22 protein-coding genes and 2 tRNA genes are annotated in these 24,755 nt (G+C 61.5%); 7 read left to right on the forward strand and 17 right to left on the reverse strand.

Features of this window, described 5'->3' with window-relative positions:
- Nucleotides 1-11 precede the first annotated feature (11 nt).
- Nucleotides 12-2,750, reverse strand: coding sequence for a pyruvate dehydrogenase (acetyl-transferring), homodimeric type (aceE, locus tag B7Y64_RS15995; protein WP_291324857.1), 2,739 nt, complete (start codon nt 2,748-2,750; stop codon nt 12-14).
- 169 nt (nt 2,751-2,919) lie between these two features.
- Between aceE and B7Y64_RS16000 the strand changes: the two genes are divergently transcribed.
- The 5 genes from B7Y64_RS16000 to B7Y64_RS16020 all read left to right on the forward strand — a co-directional run bounded on the left by B7Y64_RS16000 (nt 2,920) and on the right by B7Y64_RS16020 (nt 9,865).
- Nucleotides 2,920-5,484, forward strand: a complete 2,565-nt coding sequence (locus tag B7Y64_RS16000) for a PAS domain S-box protein (RefSeq protein ID WP_291324858.1) — start codon at nt 2,920-2,922, stop codon at nt 5,482-5,484.
- Complete coding sequence (locus B7Y64_RS16005; protein ID WP_024815049.1) at nt 5,481-6,107, forward strand: response regulator transcription factor; 627 nt, start codon at nt 5,481-5,483, stop codon at nt 6,105-6,107. Before B7Y64_RS16000 ends, B7Y64_RS16005 begins: the two co-directional genes overlap by 4 nt.
- A 73-nt stretch (nt 6,108-6,180) precedes the next feature.
- Entirely contained in the window at nt 6,181-7,047 is an 867-nt protein-coding gene (gene folD, locus B7Y64_RS16010; protein WP_291324859.1) for a bifunctional methylenetetrahydrofolate dehydrogenase/methenyltetrahydrofolate cyclohydrolase FolD, read from the forward strand.
- A gap of 88 nt (nt 7,048-7,135) precedes the next feature.
- Nucleotides 7,136-9,169 (forward strand): M3 family metallopeptidase, encoded by a 2,034-nt coding sequence (locus tag B7Y64_RS16015; RefSeq protein ID WP_291324860.1) that lies wholly within the window; start codon nt 7,136-7,138, stop codon nt 9,167-9,169.
- A gap of 54 nt (nt 9,170-9,223) precedes the next feature.
- Nucleotides 9,224-9,865, forward strand: a complete 642-nt coding sequence (locus tag B7Y64_RS16020; protein ID WP_291324861.1) for a glutaredoxin family protein — start codon at nt 9,224-9,226, stop codon at nt 9,863-9,865.
- A 46-nt stretch (nt 9,866-9,911) separates the two neighbouring features.
- Here the strand turns inward: B7Y64_RS16020 and rpiA are convergent, their stop codons facing one another.
- Nucleotides 9,912-10,604 (reverse strand): ribose-5-phosphate isomerase RpiA, encoded by a 693-nt coding sequence (rpiA, locus tag B7Y64_RS16025; protein ID WP_291324862.1) that lies wholly within the window; start codon nt 10,602-10,604, stop codon nt 9,912-9,914.
- A 38-nt stretch (nt 10,605-10,642) separates the two neighbouring features.
- Here rpiA and B7Y64_RS16030 point away from each other — a divergent pair, with 38 nt between their 5' ends.
- Nucleotides 10,643-11,725, forward strand: coding sequence for a quinone-dependent dihydroorotate dehydrogenase (locus tag B7Y64_RS16030; protein WP_291324863.1), 1,083 nt, complete (start codon nt 10,643-10,645; stop codon nt 11,723-11,725).
- Between the two features lie 63 nt (nt 11,726-11,788).
- Here B7Y64_RS16030 and B7Y64_RS16035 read toward each other — a convergent pair whose 3' ends face one another.
- The 15 genes from B7Y64_RS16035 to uvrB form a co-directional block, all read right to left on the reverse strand.
- A complete protein-coding gene (locus tag B7Y64_RS16035; protein ID WP_024815043.1) occupies nt 11,789-12,097 on the reverse strand; it encodes a hypothetical protein in 309 nt (102 codons plus the stop codon).
- Nucleotides 12,094-12,489: a phage holin family protein gene (locus tag B7Y64_RS16040; protein ID WP_291324864.1), complete on the reverse strand. Its 396-nt coding sequence runs from the start codon at nt 12,487-12,489 to the stop codon at nt 12,094-12,096. The genes B7Y64_RS16035 and B7Y64_RS16040 overlap by 4 nt, the downstream gene beginning before the upstream one ends.
- Nucleotides 12,490-12,528: 39 nt before the next feature.
- The gene (locus tag B7Y64_RS16045; RefSeq protein WP_024815041.1) at nt 12,529-12,831 is read right to left on the reverse strand and encodes a DUF883 family protein; all 303 of its coding nucleotides are present in this window, start codon (nt 12,829-12,831) and stop codon (nt 12,529-12,531) included.
- A gap of 141 nt (nt 12,832-12,972) precedes the next feature.
- Nucleotides 12,973-14,070 (reverse strand): NAD(P)/FAD-dependent oxidoreductase, encoded by a 1,098-nt coding sequence (locus B7Y64_RS16050; protein WP_291324865.1) that lies wholly within the window; start codon nt 14,068-14,070, stop codon nt 12,973-12,975.
- Nucleotides 14,071-14,345: 275 nt separating this feature from the next.
- Nucleotides 14,346-14,420: transfer RNA gene (locus tag B7Y64_RS16055), tRNA-Val, on the reverse strand.
- 43 nt (nt 14,421-14,463) lie between these two features.
- A tRNA-Val gene (locus B7Y64_RS16060) sits at nt 14,464-14,538 on the reverse strand.
- A gap of 37 nt (nt 14,539-14,575) precedes the next feature.
- The gene (gene dnaQ, locus B7Y64_RS16065) at nt 14,576-15,289 is read right to left on the reverse strand and encodes a DNA polymerase III subunit epsilon (protein ID WP_035241781.1); all 714 of its coding nucleotides are present in this window, start codon (nt 15,287-15,289) and stop codon (nt 14,576-14,578) included.
- Nucleotides 15,290-15,361: 72 nt separating this feature from the next.
- The gene (gene fdx, locus B7Y64_RS16070; RefSeq protein ID WP_024815039.1) at nt 15,362-15,700 is read right to left on the reverse strand and encodes an ISC system 2Fe-2S type ferredoxin; all 339 of its coding nucleotides are present in this window, start codon (nt 15,698-15,700) and stop codon (nt 15,362-15,364) included.
- A 106-nt stretch (nt 15,701-15,806) separates the two neighbouring features.
- The gene (gene hscA / locus B7Y64_RS16075; protein WP_291324866.1) at nt 15,807-17,678 is read right to left on the reverse strand and encodes a Fe-S protein assembly chaperone HscA; all 1,872 of its coding nucleotides are present in this window, start codon (nt 17,676-17,678) and stop codon (nt 15,807-15,809) included.
- A 67-nt stretch (nt 17,679-17,745) separates the two neighbouring features.
- Entirely contained in the window at nt 17,746-18,264 is a 519-nt protein-coding gene (gene hscB / locus B7Y64_RS16080; RefSeq protein WP_111866675.1) for a Fe-S protein assembly co-chaperone HscB, read from the reverse strand.
- Between the two features lie 83 nt (nt 18,265-18,347).
- On the reverse strand, nt 18,348-18,671 hold the full coding sequence (gene iscA, locus B7Y64_RS16085; RefSeq protein WP_024815036.1) for an iron-sulfur cluster assembly protein IscA: 324 nt from the start codon (nt 18,669-18,671) through the stop codon (nt 18,348-18,350).
- Between the two features lie 2 nt (nt 18,672-18,673).
- Nucleotides 18,674-19,075: a Fe-S cluster assembly scaffold IscU gene (gene iscU / locus B7Y64_RS16090; RefSeq protein ID WP_024815035.1), complete on the reverse strand. Its 402-nt coding sequence runs from the start codon at nt 19,073-19,075 to the stop codon at nt 18,674-18,676.
- Nucleotides 19,076-19,104: 29 nt separating this feature from the next.
- Nucleotides 19,105-20,325: an IscS subfamily cysteine desulfurase gene (locus B7Y64_RS16095; RefSeq protein ID WP_291324867.1), complete on the reverse strand. Its 1,221-nt coding sequence runs from the start codon at nt 20,323-20,325 to the stop codon at nt 19,105-19,107.
- A gap of 100 nt (nt 20,326-20,425) precedes the next feature.
- Entirely contained in the window at nt 20,426-20,962 is a 537-nt protein-coding gene (gene iscR / locus B7Y64_RS16100) for a Fe-S cluster assembly transcriptional regulator IscR (protein ID WP_024815033.1), read from the reverse strand.
- Between the two features lie 242 nt (nt 20,963-21,204).
- Entirely contained in the window at nt 21,205-23,295 is a 2,091-nt protein-coding gene (uvrB, locus tag B7Y64_RS16105) for an excinuclease ABC subunit UvrB (RefSeq protein WP_291324868.1), read from the reverse strand.
- Between the two features lie 105 nt (nt 23,296-23,400).
- Between uvrB and B7Y64_RS16110 the strand changes: the two genes are divergently transcribed.
- Nucleotides 23,401-24,597, forward strand: coding sequence for an amino acid aminotransferase (locus tag B7Y64_RS16110; protein ID WP_291324869.1), 1,197 nt, complete (start codon nt 23,401-23,403; stop codon nt 24,595-24,597).
- Nucleotides 24,598-24,755 lie beyond the last annotated feature (158 nt).

The raw sequence follows: 24,755 nt of genomic DNA on the forward strand, positions 1-24,755 counted from the left end.
GTTGGTTCGGTTTACGCGTACAGCGGGTTGACCTTGTCGGCCTGGATGTTGTACTTGGCAATGGCCTCGGCCACCTTGGTGGCGGGCAGCACACCGTCTTCGCTCAGCGCCTTGAGGGCGGCCACCACGATGTAGTGGCGGTTGACCTCGAAGTGCTCGCGCAGCTTGCTGCGGAAGTCGCTGCGGCCAAAACCGTCGGTGCCCAGCACCTTGTAGGTGCGGCCCTTCGGGATGAACGGACGGATCTGCTCGGCATAGGCTTTCATGTAGTCGGTGGATGCCACTACCGGGCCGGTGTTGGTGCCCAGCTGTTGCGCCACGAAGGGCACGCGCGGGGTTTCCAGCGGGTGCAGCAGGTTCCAGCGCTCGGCGTCCTGGCCTTCGCGGGTGAGCTCGTTGAAGCTGGGGCAGCTCCACACGTCGGCCTGAATGCCCCAGTCGGCAGCCAGCAGGGTTTGGGCGGCGATGGATTCGCGCAGGATGGTGCCCGAGCCCAGCAGCTGCACGCGCTTTTCACTGGCGCCGGAGGTGTCCTGCGGTGGCACGGCGCCGGGCTTGCACATATACATGCCCTTGATGATCTGCTCTTCGGTGCCCGCCGTGAGGCCGGGCATGGGGTAGTTCTCGTTGAGCAGCGTGATGTAGTAGAAAACGTTCTCCTGCTGCTCGACCATGCGCTTCATGCCGTGGTGCATGATCACCGCCACTTCGTGGGCGAAGGTGGGGTCGTAGGTCACGCAGTTGGGGATGGTGTTGGCCAGGATGTGGCTGTGGCCATCTTCGTGTTGCAGGCCTTCGCCGTTGAGCGTGGTGCGGCCCGACGTGCCGCCCAGCAAAAAGCCGCGTGCCTGCATGTCACCGGCTGCCCAGGCCAGGTCGCCAATGCGCTGAAAACCGAACATCGAGTAGTACACGTAGAACGGCACCATGATGCGGTTGTTGGTGCTGTAGCTGGTGGCCGCGGCAATCCAGCTGGCCATGCCGCCGGCTTCGTTGATGCCCTCTTGCAAAATCTGGCCGGCCTTGTCTTCGCGGTAATACATCACCTGGTCGCGATCGACCGGGGTGTAGAGTTGGCCCTTGGGGTTGTAGATGCCGATCTGGCGGAACAGCCCTTCCATGCCGAAGGTGCGGGCCTCGTCCACCAGGATGGGCACCACGCGCGGTCCCAGGGCCTGGTCGCGCAGCAGCTGGGTGACAAAGCGCACATAGGCCTGCGTGGTGCTGATCTCGCGGCCCTCGGCCGTGGGCTCCAGGATGGCCTTGAAGGTTTCGATGGCGGGCACGGTGAAGTGCTCGTCGGCCTTGACGCGGCGCTTGGGCAGGTAACCGCCCAGTGCCTTGCGGCGCTCGTGCAGGTATTTGATTTCCGGCGTGTCGTCGGCAGGCTTGTAATAAGGAATCTTGTGCAGCTCGCTGTCCGGGATCGGGATGTTGAACCGGTCGCGGATGTACTTGATGTCCTCATCACTGAGCTTCTTGGTCTGGTGCACAGTGTTTTTGCCTTCACCGGCCTTGCCCATGCCGTAGCCCTTGACGGTCTTGATGAGCAGCACCGTGGGCTGCCCCTTGTGCTCGTTGGCTGCATGAAAAGCGGCGTAAACCTTGGTGGGCTCGTGGCCGCCCCGGCGCAGCTCGAACACTTCTTCGTCGGTCATGTGCTCGACAAGTTGCAGCGTCTCGGGGTATTTGCCAAAGAAGTTCTTGCGCACGAAGGCACCGTCGTTGGCCTTCATGGCCTGGTAGTCGCCGTCCAGCGTCTCCATCATCAGCTGTTTGAGCTTGCCGGTCTTGTCGCGGGCCAGCAGCGCATCCCAGCCAGCGCCCCACAGCAGCTTGATGACGTTCCAGCCGCTGCCACGGAACTCGCCTTCGAGCTCTTGCACGATCTTGCCGTTGCCGCGCACCGGACCGTCCAGGCGCTGCAGGTTGCAGTTGACCACGAAGATCAGGTTGTCGAGGTTCTCGCGCGCGGCAAGGCCAATGGCGCCCAGCGATTCGGGCTCGTCCATTTCGCCGTCGCCACAGAACACCCAGACCTTGCGGTTTTCGGTGTTGGCAATGCCCCGGGCGTGCAGATACTTGAGAAAACGCGCCTGGTAAATGGCCATCAGCGGGCCCAGCCCCATCGACACGGTGGGGAACTGCCAGAACTCAGGCATCAGCTTGGGGTGCGGGTAACTCGATAGCCCCTTGCCGTCCACTTCCTGGCGGAAGCTGTCAAGCTGCTCTTCGGTCAGACGGCCTTCAAGGAAGGCGCGGGCATAGATGCCGGGCGAGCTGTGGCCCTGAATGTAGAGCAGGTCGCCGCCGTGGCCCTCGCTCTCGGCGTGCCAGAAATGGTTGAAGCCTGCCCCAAACATGCTGGCCACTGAGGCGAACGAGCCGATGTGGCCACCCAGATCACCGCCGTCGGCCGGGTCCAGCCGGTTGGCGCGCACCACCATGGCCATGGCGTTCCAGCGCATGTAGGCGCGCAGGCGCTTTTCGATGGCGATGTTGCCGGCGCAGTGGGCCTCCTGCTCGGGCTCGATGGTGTTCACGTAACCCGTATTGCCCGAGAACGGCATGTCAATGCTGCTCTGGCGGGCATGTTCGAGCAATTGTTCGATCAGGAAATGGGCGCGCTCAGCACCTTCCTTGTCGATGACCGCGGACAGCGCGTCCATCCACTCACGGGTTTCTTGCTGATCGGTGTCGGTGGCGGGCGCGGCGCCGTTTCCGGCCTGGGGGTCGGGCTGAGCTGACATGCTTGTCTCCTGTGTGTAAGGGTGCAATTTAGTACGTTGCCCGAAGTTTCGCATATTTTTCTTTAATTTCAAATTGTGCTTATATATTCCACATAATGGAATCTACGTGCCAACAACCACAAACCCCGCAGACCCAAAGCCCCGGCCTGCCCCTCTACACTTGGCACCTATGAACACCACCCCCATCACGGACCAAACCACGCCGGCAGCCCCCCTGGCCACCCCCGCGCACTGGTGGCGTTCGTGGTGGCGCAACCTCTCGCCGGCCCGGCAAGACCGTTTTGCTGCACTGGCACCGCTGGCTGCCGTGCTGCTGTTCATGGCGGCCATCGTGGCAGCTTTCTGGTATTTGCGGGCAGAAGAGGTCGAACGCGAACACGAAGCCCTCAAGCGCGATGTGGAATACGCCCAGCAGCGCGTGCGCCTGCGGCTGCTGGAGCGCCAGGAACAGCTGATGCGCGTCGCGCGCGATTTGTCCAACCAGGAAGTGGATCGCGCAGGTTTTGTGAGCCAGGCCGAATCCCTGATCAGCCAGCACCCCGAATTGCAGGCCATCACCTGGATCGATGAAAAAAAACGCATCCGCGCCAGCCATGCCGCTCCCACGCTGGGCAGCAGCGAGTTGCGCGTGGCCGGCGAAGTGCTGACCCCTGGCGACACCGCAGACACCTTTGAGCTGGCACGCGACCTTCAGCAACCCGTGTATTCGCAGCCCACCGCAACCCAGGGCGACTCCGCGCCGCTGCTGCAATTGCAGGTGCCCCTGAGCCACCAGGGCAAATTCAGTGGCGTGGTGCTGGGGGAATATTCCATCGACAGCCTGTTGCGCTATGGCACGCCCACCGAAGTGCTGGCACGTTATGCCGTCACGCTGCTCGATGGCAACAACCAGTTGCTGGCCGGCACGCCGCTGGGCCCTCGCGACTCCAGCATCCCGGTGTTGCCCTGGCGCCAACGCGCGAACCAGTACGAAGTGCCCGTCTCGCCGGTGGGCAACGGACTGGTGCTGCGGGCGCAGGCCTACCGCACGTCCCTCGGTGTGGTGGGCAGCGGCCTGTTCTGGCTGGTGGGCACGCTCAGCGCCATGACGGCCTGGATGCTGATAGCCACCTGGCGCCACACCCGCCGGCGCATGCAGGCCCAGCAAGCGCTGGTGGCCGAAACCAACTTTCGCCGGGCCATGGAAAATTCTGTGCTCACCGGCATGCGCGCGCTTGATCTGGAGGGGCGCATCACCTATGTCAATGCGGCTTTTTGTCAGATGACCGGCTGGAGCGAGTCCGAACTGGTGGGCCTGACACCCCCTTTCCCCTACTGGCCCGAATCCGACTATGAAACGCTGTACGCCAAGCTGCGCGAAGAGATCAGCGGCAAGACCGTGCCCGGCGGGTTTCATGTGCGCGTGCGGCGCAAGAGCGGTACCCAGTTTGATGCGCGGCTGTATGTGTCTCCGCTGATCGACGCCCACGGCCAGCAAACCGGCTGGATGACGTCCATGACCGACATCACCGAGCCCAACCGCATTCGCGAGCAGCTGACGGCCTCGCATGAGCGTTTCACCATCGTGCTCGAATCGCTGGACGCCTCGGTTTCGGTGGCGCCGCTGGGCAGCCAGGAATTGCTGTTTGCCAACAAGCTCTACCGCCAGTGGTTTGGCTCGCAAACCGTTGGACATTTGCAGCTGGTGGCCCAGGCGGGCGTGCTGCCGGCCTCCGACAGCAACCCCACGGGCATGGACGACGAGGACGGGCTGATGGGCTTGCCCACTGACTCCCTGACCAGCGCGCGCACCGAAAACGCCGAAATCTACCTGCCCGAGCTGGGCAAATGGCTGGAAGTGCGCTCTCGCTACCTCAACTGGGTGGACGGCCGCCTGGCCCAGATGGTGATTGCCACCGACATCACGCCGCGCCGCCTGGCCGAGGAGCAGTCGGCCCGCCAGGCCGAGCGGGCACAGTCGGTCAGCCGCCTGATCACCATGGGCGAGATGGCGTCGAGCGTGGCGCACGAACTCAACCAGCCCCTGACGGCCATCAGCAACTACTGCAGCGGCATGGTTTCGCGCATCCAGAGCGGCCAGATCACCGAAGAAGCCCTGCTCACCGCCCTGCAAAAAACGGCGCACCAGGCCCAGCGCGCGGGCCAGATCATCCAGCGCATCCGGGCTTTTGTGAAAAAAAGCGAACCCAATCGTGCACTGGCCGATGTGCACTCGATGGTGGACGAGGCCGTCGAGCTGGCCGACATCGAGCTGCGCCGCCACAACGTGCGCCTGACCCACTACGTGGCGGCGCGACTGCCGCCGGTGATGGCGGACACCATCCTGATTGAGCAGGTGCTCGTCAATCTCATGAAAAACGGGGCCGAGGCCATCCAGATGGCCAACCGCCCCACTTCGGGCCGCAGCGTGGAACTGCGCGTGGTGCCCAAGCACATCGAAGACCGCGAAGTGGTGGAGTTTTCAGTGCAGGACACCGGCAAAGGACTGGCGCCCGAAGTGCTCGAACGCCTGTTTGAAGCCTTTTTCTCCACCAAGGAAGAAGGGATGGGCATGGGCCTGAACCTGTGCCGCAGCATCGTCGAATCGCACCACGGCCGGATGCAGGCCGAGAACATCTACAATGGTTCCGAGGTCACAGGCTGCCGGTTCTCCTTCTGGCTTCCGCTTGCCAAGCCTGTGGATGCCACTACAAATTCTGTAGCAAACGCACAACCCCCAAGGACAATTGCATGAGTTTGATTCCGAAAAAAGGCACCGTTTACGTGGTGGATGACGACGAGGCGGTTCGCGACTCGCTTCAGTGGCTGCTGGAGGGCAAGGACTACCGGGTACGCTGCTTTGATTCGGCCGAAACCTTCCTCTCGCGCTACGACCCGCGCGAGGTGGCCTGCCTGATCGTCGACATCCGCATGGGCGGCATGACTGGGCTGGAGCTGCAGGACCGCCTGATCGAGCGCAAGTCGCCCCTGCCCATCGTGTTCATCACCGGCCATGGCGATGTTCCGATGGCCGTCAACACCATGAAAAAAGGCGCGCTCGACTTCATTCAGAAGCCTTTTGATGAAGAAGAGCTTGTCGGGCTGGTCGAACGCATGCTCGACCACGCCCGCGAAGCCTTTGCCGGCTTCCAGCAGGCGGCCAGCCGCGACGCGCTGCTCTCCAAGCTCACGGGCCGCGAATCCCAGGTGCTCGAGCGCATCGTCGCCGGCCGTCTGAACAAGCAGATCGCCGATGACCTGGGCATCAGCATCAAGACCGTGGAGGCGCACCGCGCCAACATCATGGAAAAGCTCAACGCCAACACGGTGGCCGATCTGCTCAAGATCGCCTTGGGCCAGAGCGCCCCCAAAACCTGATTGCTCATTAATTGATAGCTACTAGCGCTTATCCATAAAGCGCTACAGGCCATTTTGACTTGTATTTTTTGATATGACCGCACAACTCATCGACGGCAACGCCCTGTCCCGCCAACTACGCACCGAAGTCGCCCAGCGCGCTGCAGCCCTCAAAGCACGGGGCACCACGCCCGGCCTCGCTGTAGTACTGGTCGGCGACAACCCGGCGTCGCAGGTTTATGTGCGCAACAAGGTCAAGGCGTGCGAAGACAGTGGCCTGCATTCGGTGCTGGAAAAATACGAAGCCGACATGACCGAAGCCGCGCTGCTGGCGCGCGTGCAGGCACTCAACAACGACCCCGCCATCCACGGCATCCTCGTGCAGCTGCCCCTGCCCAAGCACATCGACGCGCAAAAAGTCATCGAGGCCATCTCGCCCGCCAAGGACGTGGACGGTTTTCACATCGCCAGCGCCGGGGCGCTGATGACCGGTATGCCCGGTTTCTGGCCCTGCACGCCCTATGGCTGCATGAAGATGCTGGAGTCGCTCAATGACGGCAAGGGCTACGACCTCCGGGGCAAGCACGCGGTGGTCATTGGACGCAGCAACATCGTGGGCAAGCCCATGGCGCTGATGCTGCTGCAAAAAGATGCCACCGTCACCGTCTGCCATTCGCGCACAGCCGACCTCAAGGCCCAGACGCTGCAGGCCGATGTGATCGTCGCCGCCGTGGGCAAGCGCAACGTGCTGACTGCCGACATGGTCAAGCCCGGCGCCGTGGTGATCGACGTGGGCATGAACCGCAACGACGAAGGCAAGCTGTGCGGTGATGTGGATTTCGAGGGCGTGAAAAACGTGGCCGGCTGGATCACCCCTGTCCCCGGAGGGGTGGGGCCCATGACCATTACCATGCTGCTGGTCAACACCCTTGAAGCCGCCGAGCGCGCTGCGGGTGCATGACACCTGTCGAGCGCTGATTGCCAATTGCCGCCCACTTATCGCCGTTTCGCAACTTGAACCCGCGCCCCCAGGCGCCATCTACCACCGCATGAGCAACGCCCTCCTCGACTTCTCCGACCTTCCCCAGTTTGACCGGATCACGCCCGCTGACGTTGCCCCTGCGATGGACGCGTTGCTGGAGAAGGCCAGCGCGGCCCTTGAAACGGTCACGGCCGCCGATTTTCCGGCCCGCTGGGACGCCATTGCAAAGGTGCTGGACGTCGCCACAGAACATCTGGGCACGGCCTGGGGGGCCGTCAGTCATCTGAACAGCGTGGCCGACACCCCTGAACTGCGCGCCGCCTACAACGCGGCGTTGCCCCGGGTCACCGAGTTCTGGACCCGCCTCGGAGCCGATGAGCGCCTGTACGCCAAGTACAAGGCCATCGACCCTGCCAGTCTGACCCCTGAGCAGCGCCAGGCCCACAAAAACGCCGTGCGCAACTTCGTCCTGAGCGGCGCCGAACTCACGGGGGCCGCCAAGGATCGTTTCGCCGAGATCCAGGAGCGGCAGGCCGAGTTGAGCCAGAAATTCAGCGAAAACGCGCTCGACGCCACTGACGCCTTTGCCTACTACGCCACGGCCGAAGAACTGGATGGTGTGCCCGCTGACGTGCAGCAAACGGCGCTGGCTGCTGCCCAGGCAGAAGGCAAAAGCGGCTACAAGCTCACGCTGAAGATGCCTTGCTATCTGCCGGTGATGCAGTTCGCCACCCGCAGCGCACTGCGCGAAACCATGTACCGCGCCTACGTCACGCGTGCCTCTGACCAGGCCGAAGGCGACGCCCGGCGCTTTGACAACTCGGCGCTCATCGGTGAAATCCTGGTGCTGCGCCGCGAAGAAGCCCGGCTCCTTGGTTACGACAACTTCGGACAGGTGTCTGTAGTGCCCAAGATGGCCCAGTCGCCCGAAGAAGTGGTCACCTTCCTGCGCGATCTGGCGCGCCGCGCCCGTCCCTACGCCGAAAAAGACGTGGCCGATCTGCGCGATTTCGCAGCCAGCCAGCTGGGCCTGCAGGATCCACAGGCATGGGACTGGCCCTATCTTGCCGAGAAGCTCAAGGAGGCGCGCTATGCCTTCAGCGAGCAGGAAGTCAAAAAGTTCTTCACGGCACCCAAGGTGTTGGCGGGTCTTTTCAAGATCATCGAAACACTGTTCGAGGTCAGCATCCGCCGCGACTGCGCCCCTGTATGGAACGCCGCCGTAGAGTTTTATCGCATCGAGCGCAACGGGCAGCTGGTGGGCCAGTTCTATCTCGACCAACCCGCCCGCACCGGCAAACGCGGTGGCGCCTGGATGGATGACGTGCGCACACGCTGGCTGCGGCCCGACACCGGCGTGCTCCAGACGCCCGTGGCGCATCTGGTATGCAATTTTGCCGATGGCGTGGACGGCAAGCCACCGCTGCTCACGCACGACGACGTGATCACCCTGTTTCACGAATTCGGCCACGGCTTGCACCACATGCTGACGCAGGTGAACGAGCGCGACGTGTCCGGCATTGGCGGTGTCGAGTGGGATGCGGTCGAGTTGCCCAGCCAGTTCATGGAGAACTTCTGCTGGGAATGGGACGTGCTGCGCAACATGACCGCCCACGTTGACACTGGCGAGCCGCTGCCGCGCGTGCTGTTCGACAAGATGACCGCCGCCAAGAATTTTCAGAGCGGTATGGCAACCCTGCGCCAGATCGAGTTTGCGCTGTTCGACATGCTGCTGCACACCGACCACGATCCTGCCCAGGACTTCATGCCCTTGCTGGCCGAGGTGCGCAGCGAAGTGTCGGTGCTGCCACCGCCCTCCTTCAGCCGCACGGCCCACACCTTCAGCCATATTTTTGCCGGCGGCTATGCCGCAGGCTACTACAGCTACAAATGGGCAGAAGTGCTGAGCGCCGATGCCTATGCGGCCTTTGAAGAAACCGCCCTCAGCGACGGTTTACCCAGCACCGAAACGGGTCGCCGCTACCGCGAGGCCATCCTGGAAGTGGGTGGCAGCCGCCCTGCCATGGAATCCTTCAAGGCATTCCGCGGGCGCGAGCCCAATCTGGACGCCCTGCTCCGCCACCAAGGCATGGCAGACTAATCCCTCGGCCCATCATTCTTTTGTACCGACTCTGACTCACCAGGAGATTGACCCATGCGCAAGCCATTGTGTACCCCGTTGCTGGCCTCGTTGCTGTTGGCCCTGGCGGGTGTCGGCGCCCATGCCCAGGCCGTGTACCGGATTGTCGGCCCCGATGGAAAAGTAACCTTCTCCGACCGGGCACCAGACACCGCCGCCAAGCCTGCTCAAAGCACCACGTCGGGCACGGGTGCCACCGGTGCGGCCCTGCCCTATGAGCTGCAGCAAGTCGCCACGCGTTTCCCGGTCACGCTTTACACGGGCACTGACTGCACGCCATGCAACAACGCGCGCAATCTGCTGGTGGGGCGCGGTATTCCCTTTACCGAGCGCACGATCACCACCAATGAGGACATTGATGCGCTGCAACGGCTCAGCGGAGGCAACGGCCTGCCGTTCGGCACGATTGGCGGCCAGCAACTGGCCGGGTTCTCCGACAGCGAGTGGACCCAGTACCTGAACGCTGCGGGCTACCCCAAGCAATCGCAATTGCCCTCAAACTACCGCCGCCCGCCCGCCACACCGCTGGTGGCCGTCAAGGCCGCGCAACCTGCGGCGCCCACGGCACCCGAAAACAGGGCGCCTGCAGAGCGCCAGCGCCCCGCTCCTGCAACAGACGGGCCCACGCCCAACAATCCGGCAGGTATCCGGTTCTAAGCCCTGCTGATGAAGTCGGCATGTGCCGGCCATGCGAGCTCGTGCGTCAGTAGGTGAAGGTCTTTACCACACCCTGCGCTGTACCCAGAAGGCACACCGATGCCTTCTGGTGCGCAAACACTCCCACCGTCACCACCCCCGGCCACTGATTCACTTCAGATTCGAACGCCAGTGGGTCGGCGATGGTAAGGCCCGTCACATCCAGAATCTGCTGCCCATTGTCCGTGAGCAGTGGTTGTCCATCTTTCATGCGCACCCGCGCCGCGCCACCCAGCGCGGCAAATCGCCGCGTGATGTGATGCGCCGCCATGGGAATCACCTCGACTGGCAACGGAAAGCGGCCCAGGGCCGCCACCAGTTTGGACTCATCGACGATGCAGACAAAGCGGCTGGCCAGGGCGGCCACGATCTTTTCGCGTGTCAGTGCAGCGCCCCCTCCCTTGACCATATAGCCTTGGCCGTCGATCTCGTCGGCACCGTCGATATACACCGCCAGCGACTCCACCTCGTTGGCATCGAACACCGGGATTCCCAGCGCCTTGAGCCGCTCGGTGCTGGCAACCGAGCTGGACACCGCGCCCCGAATCTGGTCCTTCATGCCGGCCAGTGCATCAATGAATTTGTTGACCGTGGAGCCCGTTCCAACGCCCACAATGCCGCCAGGCACCACGTATTGCAGGGCCGCCTGGCCTACCAGGGCCTTGAGTTCGTCTTGGGTCAGAGGGTGTGAAGTCGTCATGGGGGAGAATCAGAGGGTAATTGTCGAATTATCCCTCCATGTCCCTGATCCCCTACGCACTCACCCGCCCCCTTCTTTTTGGCATGGATGCCGAAGCTGCCCACGAACTCACCATGGACATGCTGGCGCGCGGACAGCGCACGCCGCTGCAGTGGGCCTGGTGCAATGAGACGGTGGATGACCCCATCGAGCTGGCCGGACTGACCTTTCCCAACCGCGTGGGCCTGGCTGCAGGCCTGGACAAAAATGCCCGCTGCATCGATGCCCTGGGCGCCATGGGCTTCGGGTTTGTCGAGGTGGGAACCGTCACGCCCAAGGCACAACCTGGCAACCCCAAACCACGCATGTTCCGCCTGCCCGAGGCACGGGCACTGATCAACCGTCTGGGCTTCAACAACGATGGCCTGGACGCATTTCTCCACAACGTGCAACAGGCACGCTTTCGCACGCTCCCGCGCAAGCACCCCATGCTGCTGGGACTGAATATTGGAAAAAACGCCAGTACGCCCATCGAAAATGCCACCAGCGACTACCTGACCTGCCTGGAGGGTGTATATCCGCACGCGGACTACGTCACGGTGAATATCAGTTCACCGAACACGCAAAACCTGCGCGCACTGCAAAGTGACGCAGCACTCGACAGCCTGCTGGGCGCCATTGCCGAGCGCCGTGAAGCCCTGGCCGAACAATACAGCCAGACCGATGGCAGGGGCGCAACAAAGCCCCGCCGGGTTCCCATCTTCGTCAAGATCGCCCCCGATCTTGACGAAGCGCAGGTGTCGGTGATTGCGGCCACCCTTCAACGCCACGGCATGGATGGCGTTGTCGCCACCAACACCACAATCAGTCGGGAAGCCGTCAAAGGAATGCCCCATGCCAGTGAAATGGGCGGGCTCAGCGGTGCACCAGTGCTCGAATCCAGCAACCAGGTCATCCGGCAGCTTCGCTCAGCGCTGGGAAGCCGCTTTCCGATCATCGGAGTGGGCGGCATCATGAGTGCAGAAGATGCACTCAGCAAGATTCGTGCGGGAGCAGATGTGGTTCAAATCTACACCGGCCTGATTTACGAAGGCCCTTCGCTCGTCTCGAAAGCAGCACGCGCTATCAAGGCGATGGGCTGACAGGCGGCTTGACCAGCAGCATCATGCGGATAGACGAAGCCATCACTGGCTCCGTCTTTTGGGTCAGCGCCGCAGGCGCATCACGAGAGGTAGCACGACCCCCGCCCACCGGATCAGTCGGCGTGGGCCGGCTGCAATCGCTACGCCTGCCAGGGCGGCCACGGCGGCAGGGTGTTGGCGGGTAAAGGCAATTGCGCGTGCCAGCAGCGGCGCATCTGCGTCGTCCCCCGCCGATACCTCGGCCAGGGCCTGGGACTGGATTCGGGCAGCGCGGCGCGCACGCAAGCGCTCCCGCTGCACGGCAATGCGTTCCAGCACCCGTTGTTGTGCCTGTGTTGCGTGTACAGGCAATGCCTGTTCAGAAGAACTCACAAGCGCTCCTTGATATCACGCCAGTCTTGCGACAATTCGCGCCGAGTGAGGGCAAAGCCACTGCCTGTGCTACGCGCCACCGAAACGAGTTTGATGATGGCTGCGCACCAGGCCACCAGCCATACGCCAGCGACCACCCAAGCGACCATCACACGGTGCGGCGTGTCCCAGAACTGCACCAGTATGGCCATCGACACCAGCACCAGGGTCACTACAGTAAGCCCGGTTACAGCAATCAACAGCACCAGCATTTGCTGCAGGCGCTGCTTTTGGTCGAGCCACTCGAGGCGCGCCAGTTCCAGCCGGTCTTCAGCGGCTATGGCACCTTCAATGACATTCGCACGCCACCGCGCCACAAAGGCTTCAAGCCCAAGCAAGGAAAGCCAGTTCATACAAACCCTCCCTGCAACGGTGCGATGACCTGACAACGATCAGCGGCGCGCAAGCAAAAAGCCTACCAAAGCCCCTACCGCCAGCGCTGCGCTGGCTACGCGCCAAGGCTCATCATGTGCATAACGATCGGCAGCAAGTGCCGCATCCTTGGCCTGGCGGGCAGCTTCCTGTGCGGCGCGCACTGCCGATTCACGCACCGAATGCATGCCGTCATCCAGACGCTGGCGAAGCACCTTGATCTCGGGAAAGGCGTCCAGATCCCTGCTGGCCAACAAGCCGCGCAGATCGGAAACCAGTTTTTCGAGTTCGCCCTGGGTGGTGGTGGTGTCAGAAGCAGTCATACATCCCTTTCATTGCAATAAGTGAGCAGCCATGGAGCACAGATGTTGCGCCGGCATAAGGACCATCTTAGCGACATGCCCAAAAACCTTTCATATCGCTTGGTCGCAAAACGTTACCAACAGACAAAACCTTAACGCAGGTCAAACCAAGTGACGCACATGGTCAGCGATGGCCAGTGCGCTGGTGAGGCCCGGAGACTCGATGCCAAAAAGATTCACCAGCCCTGGCACGCCATGGTCTCGCGGCCCCTGGATCAGAAAGTCCGCCGCGGGCGCACTGGCGCCATGAATCTTGGGGCGGATACCGGCATAGCCCGGTGCCAGCGCTCCGTCGCGCAAGTCAGGCCAGTATTTGCGTACTTCGGCGTAAAAGGCGTCACCCCGCGCCGGGTCGACCAGCAGGTCATCGGCCGAATCCACCCATTGCACATCCGGACCGAACTTGGCCTGCCCACCCAGATCCAGCGTCAGGTGTACCCCCAGGCCTGCCGCCTCTGGCACCGGGTAGATCAGGTGGCTAAAGGGGGCCTTTCCAGTCAGCGTGAAGTAACTGCCCTTGGCGAAGTGCGCTGCAGGAACATGGCGTGCGTCGAGCCCGGAGAACTGCCGGGCCAGGGACGGCGCATGCAACCCCGCGGCATTGACCACCGTGCGGGCTTGCAGCCGCGTGCCATCCTTAGCTTCTAGAAAAATAGCATCTTGCGCACACTTGGCAAGGGCTAGAGGCGAATTTAATGCCACAAGCCCCCCGGCATGCTCCAGATCGCCTTGCAGTGCAAGCATGAGCGCATGGCTGTCCACGATCCCCGTGCTGGGCGAATGCAGGGCCGCCACGCATTCAAGGGCAGGCTCCAACGCCCTGGCTGCATCGTGATCCAGCCACTGCAGGTCCAGAACACCGTTTGCAACGGCACGCGCCTGAATCGACCGAAGGCCTGCCAACTGCTCCGCCGAAGTCGCCACCAGCAGCTTGCCGCAGCGGCGATGCGGCACGCCGTGGGCGGCGCAATAGGCGTACAAAAGATCACGGCCCTGAACGCACAGGCGAGCCTTGAGCGAGCCCGTGGGGTAATACAACCCGGCATGAATGACTTCGCTGTTGCGCGAACTGGTGCCCGTACCGATGGCGTCAGCGGCCTCCAGCACCATCACCTCCCGCCCTTGCAGCGCCAGCGCACGGGCCACGGCAAGGCCCACAACGCCCGCCCCCACCACTACGCAATCGACCTGGTCTGTCATCTTTGTGGTCCTTTGTTCAAGACAAGCAGCCTACTTTAAAGGCTGGCGCAGGGCGCTTTTGAAAAGCGACTCCCCAAAATTGTCACCCCCAACGGCTGCAACATCGAAAGCTCGCACGCAGCGGGTTGGCGCAGGCCACCACAGCCAGCACCGGCATTGCCTGAATGCGCATGTGCACCGAAGCCGGTCAAGATATTGTCTGTGTGCCCGATGGGGACGAGCCAAAGAAAAAGGGCCTGACATCTCTGCCAAGCCCTTGATTTCATTCGAAAAACTGGTGGGTGATACATGGATCGAACATGTGACCCCTGCCGTGTGAAGGCAGTGCTCTACCGCTGAGCTAATCACCCGTCGCACACCCCATTACAGGAATTGCGATGCTGTCAACAGACTTGGTGGGTGATACATGGATCGAACATGTGACCCCTGCCGTGTGAAGGCAGTGCTCTACCGCTGAGCTAATCACCCTTGTCGCTGTGACAGCCTTCAATTATGGCACAGCTTTTCAGACTGTCTGAGCGGATCGCCAAATTGTTTTGCCACCACTGGCCTTGTCGATCTGTGTCAAGACTTCACTGTGGGCCTGGGCTTCCTGCTCGCTGGCCTGGATCACGGCCAGGGTGAAGCTGCGCAGGTCGATCGGAACAAAATCGGCACAACCGCCGCCTTCCTGCGCATCGTCGATGATCAAGAGTGCATCCTGGCCCCGCGTGAGGTTGATGTACACGTCGGCAAGCAGCTCGGCATCGAGCAAGGCGCCGTGCAGCGTGCGACTGGAGTTGTCCACGCCCAAGCGGTCACACAACGCGTCAAGCGAATTGCGCTTGCCGGGATAGAGTTCCTTGGCCATGGCCAGGGTGTCGGTAATGCTGTCCACAAAGCTGCGAAACGCGGGGCGCCCCACCAGTTCCAGCTCCTTGTTCAGGAAGCTCACGTCAAACGCCGCGTTGTGGATGATGATCTCGGCGCCCTGCAGATAATCAAGCAACTCGTCCGCCACGGCTGCAAACTTGGGCTTGTCCTTCAGGAACTCGTTGCTGATGCCGTGCACCCTTAGCGCGTCCTCGTGGCTGTCGCGCTCAGGGTTCAGGTAAAAATGCTTGTTGTTGCCCGTGAGCTTGCGTGCCACGAGCTCCACGCAGCCAATTTCAATGATGCGGTCGCCCCCTTCGGCGGACAGACCGGTGGTTTCCGTATCGAGAACTATCTGGCGTGACATCAGGCCTCCCGAGGTGCGCGCGCTGCGCGGCGCTGGGCATTCATGCGGCGCTGCCAATGAGCACGGTGCATTTCAGTGGTTTTCCTTGGCATGGTTGATGGAATATTTGGGAATCTCCACCACCAAGTCTTTCTGCGCGATGATCGCCTGGCACGAGAGGCGCGACTGGGGTTCCAGCCCCCAGGCGCGGTCGAGCAAATCCTCTTCTTCTTCCTCAGCCTCGTTGAGCGAGTCGATGCCCGCGCGCACAATGACGTGGCAGGTGGTGCACGCACAGCTCATGTCGCAGGCATGCTCGATGTTGATGTGGTTTTCCAGCAGCGCTTCGCAGATGGACGTGCCCGCAGGTGCATTGATCTCGGCGCCAGAGGGGCAATATTCAGGATGGGGCAGTATCTTGATGACGGGCATGGCGTCGCTTTTATAGACAGGTCTTGCACAACCGGTGCCGCATCCCCACGGGATACTTCGCCAAAGTCAGCGACTGGACACCTGCGTTGATGCAGACCATGGTGGGTTAAAGGGTTTGCACGTTTTTTCCGGCCAGGGCCTGCCGAATGCCGCGGTTCATGCGCTGCGCGGCAAAGGCTTCTGTGCCCTTGGCAAGGGCCTGGGTGGCTGCTTCAATGACGGCAGCATCGTCGCAATCGCGCTGCGTGGCCAAAGCCGCCATCAAGGCATCGATATCGGCGCGCTCTGACGCAGACAACACGTCGCCATCGGCGTCCAGTGCGCTCTGGGTGGCAATCAGCATGCGATCGGCATCCACGCGCGCCTCCACCACGGCCCGTGCGTGCATGTCCTGCGCTGCGGTGGCAAAACCATCCTGCAGCATCCGGGCGATCTGGTCGTCCGACAGGCCGTAGGAAGGCTTCACATCAATCCGGGCCTCTACACCACTGCCCTGCTCTCTGGCATTCACGCTCAAAAGGCCATCGGCATCGACCGTGAAGGTAACGCGGATACGGGCCGCGCCTGCCGCCATGGGCGGGATGCCACGCAATTCAAACCGCGCAAGGCTGCGGCAATCCTGCACCAGATCGCGCTCACCCTGCACCACATGGATGGCCAGTGCCGTCTGGCCGTCCTTGTAGGTGGTGAAATCCTGCGCCTTGGCGGTGGGAATGGTTTCATTGCGGGCCACGATGCGCTCTACCAAGCCACCCATGGTCTCAATACCCAGCGAGAGGGGAATCACGTCGAGCAGTAACAAATCTCCCGCCGTGTTGTTGCCCGCCAGCTGGTTGGCCTGAATGGCGGCTCCCAGTGCAACCACCTCATCCGGGTTGAGATTGGTCAGGGGTTCCTTGCCAAAAAACTCGGCTGCCGCGCGCTGCACCTGGGGCATGCGGGTGGAGCCGCCCACCATGACTACGCCCTGCACGTCATCGCGCACAAGCTTGGCATCGCGCATCACTCGACGCACAGCGGCCATTGAGCGAGCGGTCAACTCGGCGGTAACCGCTTCAAAATCTGATTTTCTTACATCAAAATGCACTCTTCCACCCGTCAAATCAGCGGTAAGCGCTACCATTTCAGTAGCTGTCAATGCCTCTTTGCAGGCTCTGGCTGCCATGCGGATGGCGGCCTTGTCGTCGGGGGTGTCGGCGGTCAGACCCTGCTGCTGAAGCACCCAGTTGGCAAGCGCCGCGTCATAGTCGTCGCCGCCCAAAGCAGAATCGCCACCCGTAGCGATCACTTCAAAAACGCCTTGCGTCAGACGCAAAACCGAAATGTCGAAGGTTCCACCGCCCAGGTCGTAAACGGCATAGACGCCTTCGCTGGCGTTATCAAGGCCATAGGCAATGGCCGCCGCGGTGGGCTCATTGATCAGGCGCAGCAGATGAATTCCCGCCAGCTTGGCCGCATCCTTGGTGGCCTGGCGCTGGGCGTCATCGAAATAAGCCGGCACAGTAATGACCGCACCGTACAGATCGTCATTGAAGGTGTCTTCGGCGCGGTAACGCAGCGTGGCCAATATCTCGGCGCTGATTTCGACCGGTGATTTGATGCCACCCGCCGTCACCACACTGACCATGCCACCAGCGTTGTTGTCGGGGTTGTGGACAAACTCGTAGGGCAGCTCTTCTGCCTGCGCCACGTCCTGCAGGCCGCGGCCCATGAAGCGCTTGGCCGAGGCAATAGTGTTGCGGGCATCACTGGACTGTGCCGCCACCGCATCGTAGCCAATCTGCCGCCCACCCTGCTCCAGGTAACGCACCACAGAAGGCAACAGGACACGCCCTTCATCATCGGGCAGGCACTCGGCCACGCCGTTGCGCACAGCGGCCACCAGTGAATGCGTGGTGCCCAAATCAATGCCAACCGCGATGCGCCGCTGGTGCGGATCCGGGGATTGCCCGGGTTCGGAAATCTGCAAAAGCGCCATGGAAATTCTGTGTTCTACGTAATGAAGCCCCGCCCCGCGGAAAATGCCTCGAAAAGGGGTTGTGCCTCTATTGTCCCAGTTGATCCCGACGACGCTCGATATCGTCGGCAAATCGCGCAATGAACATGAGGGCTCTGACCTGCCGCGCGGCACCGGCATAGTCTGCCTGCTGATCGAGCAATTGTCCGCACAGGGCCAGCGCTTCGCCACGTGCCTGCTGCACACCCTCATCCAGGGCGTCCAGCTCGGCTGCCGACCGCGCTTCCTCCAGCGATTCGCGCCATTCCATCTGTTGAATCAAAAAGGCTGTCGGCATGGCCGTGTTGTCTTCGGCCTGAATGGGCGCGCCATGCAGTTCGCACAGGTAGGCGGCGCGGCGCATCGGGTCTTTCAGGCGCTGATAGGCCTCGTTGATGCGAACCGACCATTGCATGGCCACACGCTGGGCTGCGGCCCCTTGTGCGGCAAATTTATCAGGGTGCGCCTCGCGCTGCAGCTCTTTCCAGCGTGCATCCAGTGCCGCCCGGTCCTGGGCGAAGCGTTGCGGCACGCCAAACAGTTCAAAATCGTCAGATTGCAGATTCATGCCCACACCAGGTCACACCGGATCAATAAAAAACCGCCAGCACAGAGCGCGATGGCGGTTGGATGGCAGCGCAGCAGAAGGCTTCAAACCCGAAAACTCTCTCCACAGCCACAGCGGTCCCGTTCATTGGGATTGTTGAACTTGAAGCCTTCGTTCAGGCCTTCACGCACAAAATCCAGCTCGGTACCGTCAATGTAGGCCAGGCTCTTGGGATCAATCAGCACCTTGACGCCGTGGTTCTCGAAAACGATGTCTTCCGGCTCGGAATCGTCCACATATTCGAGCTTGTATGCCAGTCCGGAGCATCCGGTGGTTTTTACCCCCAGGCGCACACCCAAACCCTTGCCGCGGCGCGCAAGGTAACGGGTGACGTGCCGGGCAGCCGCTTCAGTCAGCGTGATGGCCATGGTCAGACTGCAGCCACCGCGCTGTTGTGCTTGGCCTTGTAGTCGTTTACCGCCGCCTTGATGGCGTCTTCGGCCAGGATGGAGCAGTGGATTTTGACGGGCGGCAAGGCCAGCTCTTCGGCAATTTCGCTGTTTTTCAGCGCTGCCGCTTCGTCCAGCGTTTTGCCTTTCACCCATTCGGTCACAAGCGAGGACGAGGCAATGGCCGAACCGCAGCCGTAGGTCTTGAAGCGTGCGTCTTCAATCACACCGGTTTCGGGGTTCACCTTGATCTGCAGCTTCATCACGTCGCCGCATGCGGGCGCACCCACCATGCCGGTCCCTACTGAATCATCACCTTTGTCGAACGAGCCCACATTGCGGGGGTTTTCGTAATGGTCAACCACTTTGTCTGAGTAAGCCATGATGTGTACCTCTTCAATTCTTCAGGGATTCAGTGTGCAGCCCACTGGATGGTGCTGATGTCGATGCCGTCCTTGTACATCTCCCACAAGGGACTGAGCTCACGCAATCGGGCCACGTTTTCACGGATGGTGCCAATGGCGTAATCGATCTCTTCTTCGGTGGTGAAACGGCCGATGGTCATGCGCAGGCTGCTGTGCGCCAGTTCGTCGCTGCGGCCCAGGGCGCGCAAGACATAGCTGGGTTCCAGGCTGGCAGAAGTGCAAGCCGAGCCCGACGACACGGCCAGGCCCTTGATACCCATGATCAGCGACTCGCCTTCGACGAAGTTGAAGCTCATGTTCAAGTTCTGCGGTACCCGACGCTCCAGGCTGCCATTGATAAACACCTGTTCGATGTCCTTCAAGCCATCCAACAGGCGCTGCTGCAGCGCCTTGGCCTTGGCATTGCTCTCGGCCATTTCTTCCTTGGCGATGCGAAAGGCCTCGCCCATGCCCACGATCTGGTGCGTAGGCAGCGTGCCCGAGCGCATGCCGCGCTCATGGCCACCGCCGTGCATCTGCGCTTCCAGGCGCACACGGGGCTTGCGGCGCACAAACAAGGCGCCCACGCCCTTGGGGCCATAGGTCTTGTGGGCGGTCATGCTCATCAGATCAATGGGCAACACATTCATGTCGATCTCGACTCGGCCCGTAGCCTGCGCGGCATCCACGTGCAGCAGGATGCCTTTTTCGCGGCACAACGCACCAATGGCCGGAATGTCCTGGATCACGCCGATTTCGTTGTTCACGAACAGGATGCTGATCAGGATGGTGTCGGGACGAATGGCAGCCTTCAGGGCATCCATGTTCACCAGTCCATCTTCCTGGACATCCAGGTAAGTCACATCAAACCCCTGGCGCTCCAGCTCGCGCATGGTGTCCAGCACGGCCTTGTGTTCGGTCTTGAGGGTGATGAGGTGCTTGCCCTTGCCCTGGTAGAAGTGGGCAGCGCCCTTCAAGGCCAGGTTGATGGACTCAGTGGCACCGCTGGTCCAGACGATTTCGCGGGGGTCTGCACCAATCAGATCGGCCACTTGCACACGCGCCTTCTCAACCGCCTCTTCGGCTTCCCAGCCCCAGGCGTGGCTGCGGGATGCCGGGTTGCCAAAGTGCTCGCGCAGCCATGGGATCATGGCATCCACAACGCGTGGATCGACCGGAGTGGTGGCGCCGTAATCGAGATAAATGGGGAAATGCGGGGTCATGTCCATGGCTGGCTCAGTAAAAGTTTCTGGCTGGCAACAAAAAGCTATGCAATCAAAATCGTTCAGGGCGCGGCTGGCCCCAGGACCGAAACAGGTGGCAATCAGCTCAGGATTTTGCGAACACGTTACCCAGTGCAAAGACCGAGTTGGGTGCGTTCACGCGGATGGGCTTGACCACTGGTGTGGTCGAAATGGCGCGCCGTGCCATGGGCTTGTCCTCAATCTGAACTCCCTTGGCAAGCTGCTCGTCCACCAGTTTCTGCAGCGTGACGGAATCCAGAAATTCCACCATGCGCTGGTTGAGCGAAGCCCAAAGTTCGTGCGTCATGCAGCGTCCGGCTTCGCCCAGGCAATTTTCCTTGCCACCACACTGCGTGGCATCAATGGGCTCGTCCACCGACACAATGATGTCTGCCACCGTGATGTCACCGGCCTTGCGGGCCAGCGTATAACCGCCGCCTGGGCCACGGGTCGATTCGACGAGCTCGTGGCGACGCAGCTTGCCAAAGAGTTGCTCCAGGTACGACAGCGAAATCTGCTGCCGCTGGCTGATGGCCGCCAGAGTGACGGGACCATTGTTCTGGCGCAAAGCCAGGTCAATCATGGCGGTGACCGCAAAACGGCCTTTGGTTGTGAGACGCATCGCAAGCTCCTTGTCTAGGCTTGTTCGTTATAAATACTGCTGACACTGGCAAATGCACTGCGTCAGCACCGTCTCCGCCCCTTACCCCCGTTCAGCCTTCTGATGCGGGGCCCTTCATCGTTGGGCTCTGTTCTTGAGTGTTTTGTGAGAGTATAACACAAATCCCTATCGAATTTGTCGGGTTAAAAAACCAACAAGTCACTATTCCACTGTTTGGTTTTTCCACCTCGGGGTGACGGACATCAAAGAGCGATCGAATCGCTGCCATGCGCACCAAAGGCCTGATCCTTGAGTCGCGTCAATTGGTCTCGCACCCGCGCTGCCTGCTCGAACTCCAGATTGCGCGCATGCTCCAGCATGAGCTTTTCGAGCCGTTTGATCTCCCGCGCCACATCTTTCTCTGACATGTCTTCCACCTGCGCACGCTGCATGGCTTCCTGCTCCAGCCGCTCAGCATCTTTGCCCGCCTTCTCGCTGTAAACGCCGTCAATCAGGTCTCTTACCCGCTTGACAATGCTGCGCGGCGTGATTCCGTGGGCCTCGTTGTGTGCGATCTGCTTGATGCGTCGGCGTTCCGTCTCGCCCATGGCTTTTTTCATGGACTCGGTGATGCGATCTGCATACAGGATGGCGCGGCCGTTGAGATTGCGCGCCGCGCGGCCAATAGTCTGGATCAGGCTGCGCTCTGCACGCAGGAAGCCTTCCTTGTCCGCATCGAGGATGGCCACCAGCGACACCTCGGGAATGTCGAGCCCTTCGCGCAGCAGATTGATACCCACCAGCACATCAAACGCGCCCAGGCGCAGGTCACGAATGATCTCCACGCGCTCGACCGTGTCCACATCGCTGTGCAGGTAGCGCACCTTCACGCCGTTGTCGGTGAGGTAGTCGGTCAGCTGCTCGGCCATGCGCTTGGTGAGCGTGGTGATGAGTACGCGCTCGTGCTTTTCTGCGCGAATGCGTATTTCTTGAAGCACATCATCCACCTGGTGCGTGGCCGGGCGCACCTCGACCACCGGGTCCACCAGCCCTGTGGGCCGCACCACCTGGTCCACGATCTGGCCTGAGTGGGTCTTTTCATAGTCGGCTGGAGTGGCCGACACAAAAATGACCTGCCGCATGCGCTGCTCGAACTCCTCAAACTTCAGCGGCCGGTTGTCCAGCGCCGAAGGCAGGCGAAAACCATATTCGACCAGCGTGGTCTTGCGCGAGCGGTCGCCGCTGTACATGGCATTGAGCTGGCCAATCATCTGGTGGCTCTCGTCCAGGAACATGATGGCGTTCTTGGGCATGTAGTCGGTCAGCGTGCTGGGTGGATCGCCCGGCGCGGCGCCTGAGAGGTGGCGTGTGTAGTTTTCAATACCCTTGCAGTGCCCCACTTCGCTGAGCATTTCCAGATCAAACCGCGTGCGCTGCTCCAGGCGCTGGGCCTCCACCAGCTTGCCGTCGGCCACCAGTTGCTTCAGTCGTTCGGCCAGTTCTACCTTGATGGTCTCTACCGCCGCCAGCACCTTGTCGCGCGGCGTCACATAGTGGCTGCTGGGGTACACCGTAAAACGCGGAATCTTCTGCTTGACGCGGCCCGTGAGCGGGTCAAACAACTGCAGGCTCTCCACTTCGTCATCAAACAGCTCGATGCGGATGGCCAGCTCGGAATGCTCTGCCGGGAATACGTCGATGGTGTCGCCGCGCACCCGAAACTTGCCGCGCGAAAAATCGGCCTCGTTGCGCTGGTACTGCATGCGGATAAGCTGGGCAATCACATCCCGCTGACCCAGCTTGTCACCTGTGCGCAACGTCATCACCATGCGGTGGTAGCTTTCGGGCTCGCCAATACCGTAGATGGCCGACACCGTGGCCACAATCACCACATCGCGCCGCTCCATGAGGCTCTTGGTGCAACTGAGCCGCATCTGCTCGATGTGCTCGTTGATGGCGCTGTCTTTCTCAATGAACAGGTCGCGCTGGGGCACATAGGCCTCGGGCTGGTAGTAGTCGTAGTAGCTCACAAAGTACTCGACCGCGTTCTTGGGGAAGAACTCTCGAAATTCGCTGTACAGCTGCGCGGCCAGCGTCTTGTTGGGCGCAAAGATGATGGCCGGGCGCCCCATGCGGGCAATCACATTGGCCATGGTGAAGGTCTTACCCGAGCCCGTCACGCCCAGCAGCGTCTGGAAGGTCTCCCCGTCGTTCAGCCCCTCCACCAGCTTGTTGATGGCCTCAGGCTGGTCGCCCGCAGGCGGGTACGGCTGGAACAGCTCGAACGGCGAATCGGGGAAACGGACGAACTCGCCGTCCTGCTTTTCGGTGATGACTTCTGTGATATCCGGCATGGGGGCGGTCAACAATGGGAGTTGGCGGGCCGTTAAAATCAGCCCAACCCGGCACAGTACACCACGCCCGGATTCTTCGCTACTGACAACCTTTCAAGGATTTTCATGTCTCTTTTCACCGCCGTCGAAATGGCCCCCCGCGACCCCATCCTGGGCCTCAACGAGCAATTCAACGCCGACACCAACCCCAACAAGGTCAACCTGGGTGTTGGCGTTTATTTCGACGACAACGGCAAGCTGCCCCTGCTGCAATGCGTGCAGGCCGCCGAAAAGACCATGATGTCCACGCCTACCGCACGCGGCTATCTGCCCATCGACGGCATCGTGGCCTATGACAACGCCGTCAAAGGCCTGGTGTTCGGCGCCGACAGCGAACCCGTCCAGTCCGGCCGCGTGGCCACCGTGCAGGCCATTGGCGGCACTGGCGGCCTGAAGATTGGCGCCGACTTTCTGAAGAAACTCAGCCCCAACGCCAAGGTGCTGATCTCCGACCCCAGCTGGGAAAACCACCGCGCCCTGTTCACCAACGCCGGCTTCGAAGTGGGCACCTATGCTTACTACGACGCCGAAAAGCGCGGCGTCAACTTTGACGGCTTTCTGGCCAGCCTGAACGCAGCCGCGCCCGGCACCATCGTGGTGCTGCACGCTTGCTGCCACAACCCCACCGGCTACGACATCACCCCCGAGCAGTGGGACCAGGTCATCGCCGCCGTCAAGGCCAAGAACCTCACGCCTTTCCTCGACATGGCCTACCAGGGCTTCGGCCACGGCATCGCCGAAGACGGCGCCGTGATCGGCAAGTTTGTGGCCGCTGGCCTCAACTTCTTTGTCTCTACCTCGTTCAGCAAGAGCTTCAGCCTGTATGGCGAGCGCGTGGGCGGCCTGTCGGTGCTGTGCGCCGACAAGGAAGAAGCCGGCCGCGTGCTGAGCCAGCTCAAGATCGTCATCCGCACCAACTACTCCAACCCGCCCATCCACGGCGGTGCCGTGGTGGCCGCCGTGCTGAACAACCCCGAGCTGCGCGCGATGTGGGAAAAAGAGCTGGGCGAAATGCGCGTGCGCATCAAGGCCATGCGCCAAAAGCTCGTCGATGGCCTGAAGGCCGCTGGCGTGAAGCAGGACATGTCCTTCATCACGCAGCAGATCGGCATGTTCAGCTACTCGGGCCTCACCAAGGACCAGATGGTGCGCCTGCGCAACGAGTTTGGTGTGTATGGCACCGACACCGGCCGCATGTGCGTGGCTGCGCTCAACAGCAAGAACATCGATTACGTCTGCCAGGCCATTGCCAAGGTGATGTAAGCGCTACAGTGGCGCTGCCCCCAAAGCCGCCCCCGGGCGGCTTTTTCATGGCCAAAAATGGCTCTCTTCCGTTTCGGGTGGAGCGCTACAGTTCAAAAAAATCTGTTGACACCCCCTGAACAGGAGCCGTTCCGATGCAAGAAGCATTGTTTTGCCAA

Source organism: Acidovorax sp. 35-64-16 (assembly GCF_002281195.1).
GTDB classification, from domain to species: domain Bacteria; phylum Pseudomonadota; class Gammaproteobacteria; order Burkholderiales; family Burkholderiaceae_C; genus Acidovorax; species Acidovorax defluvii.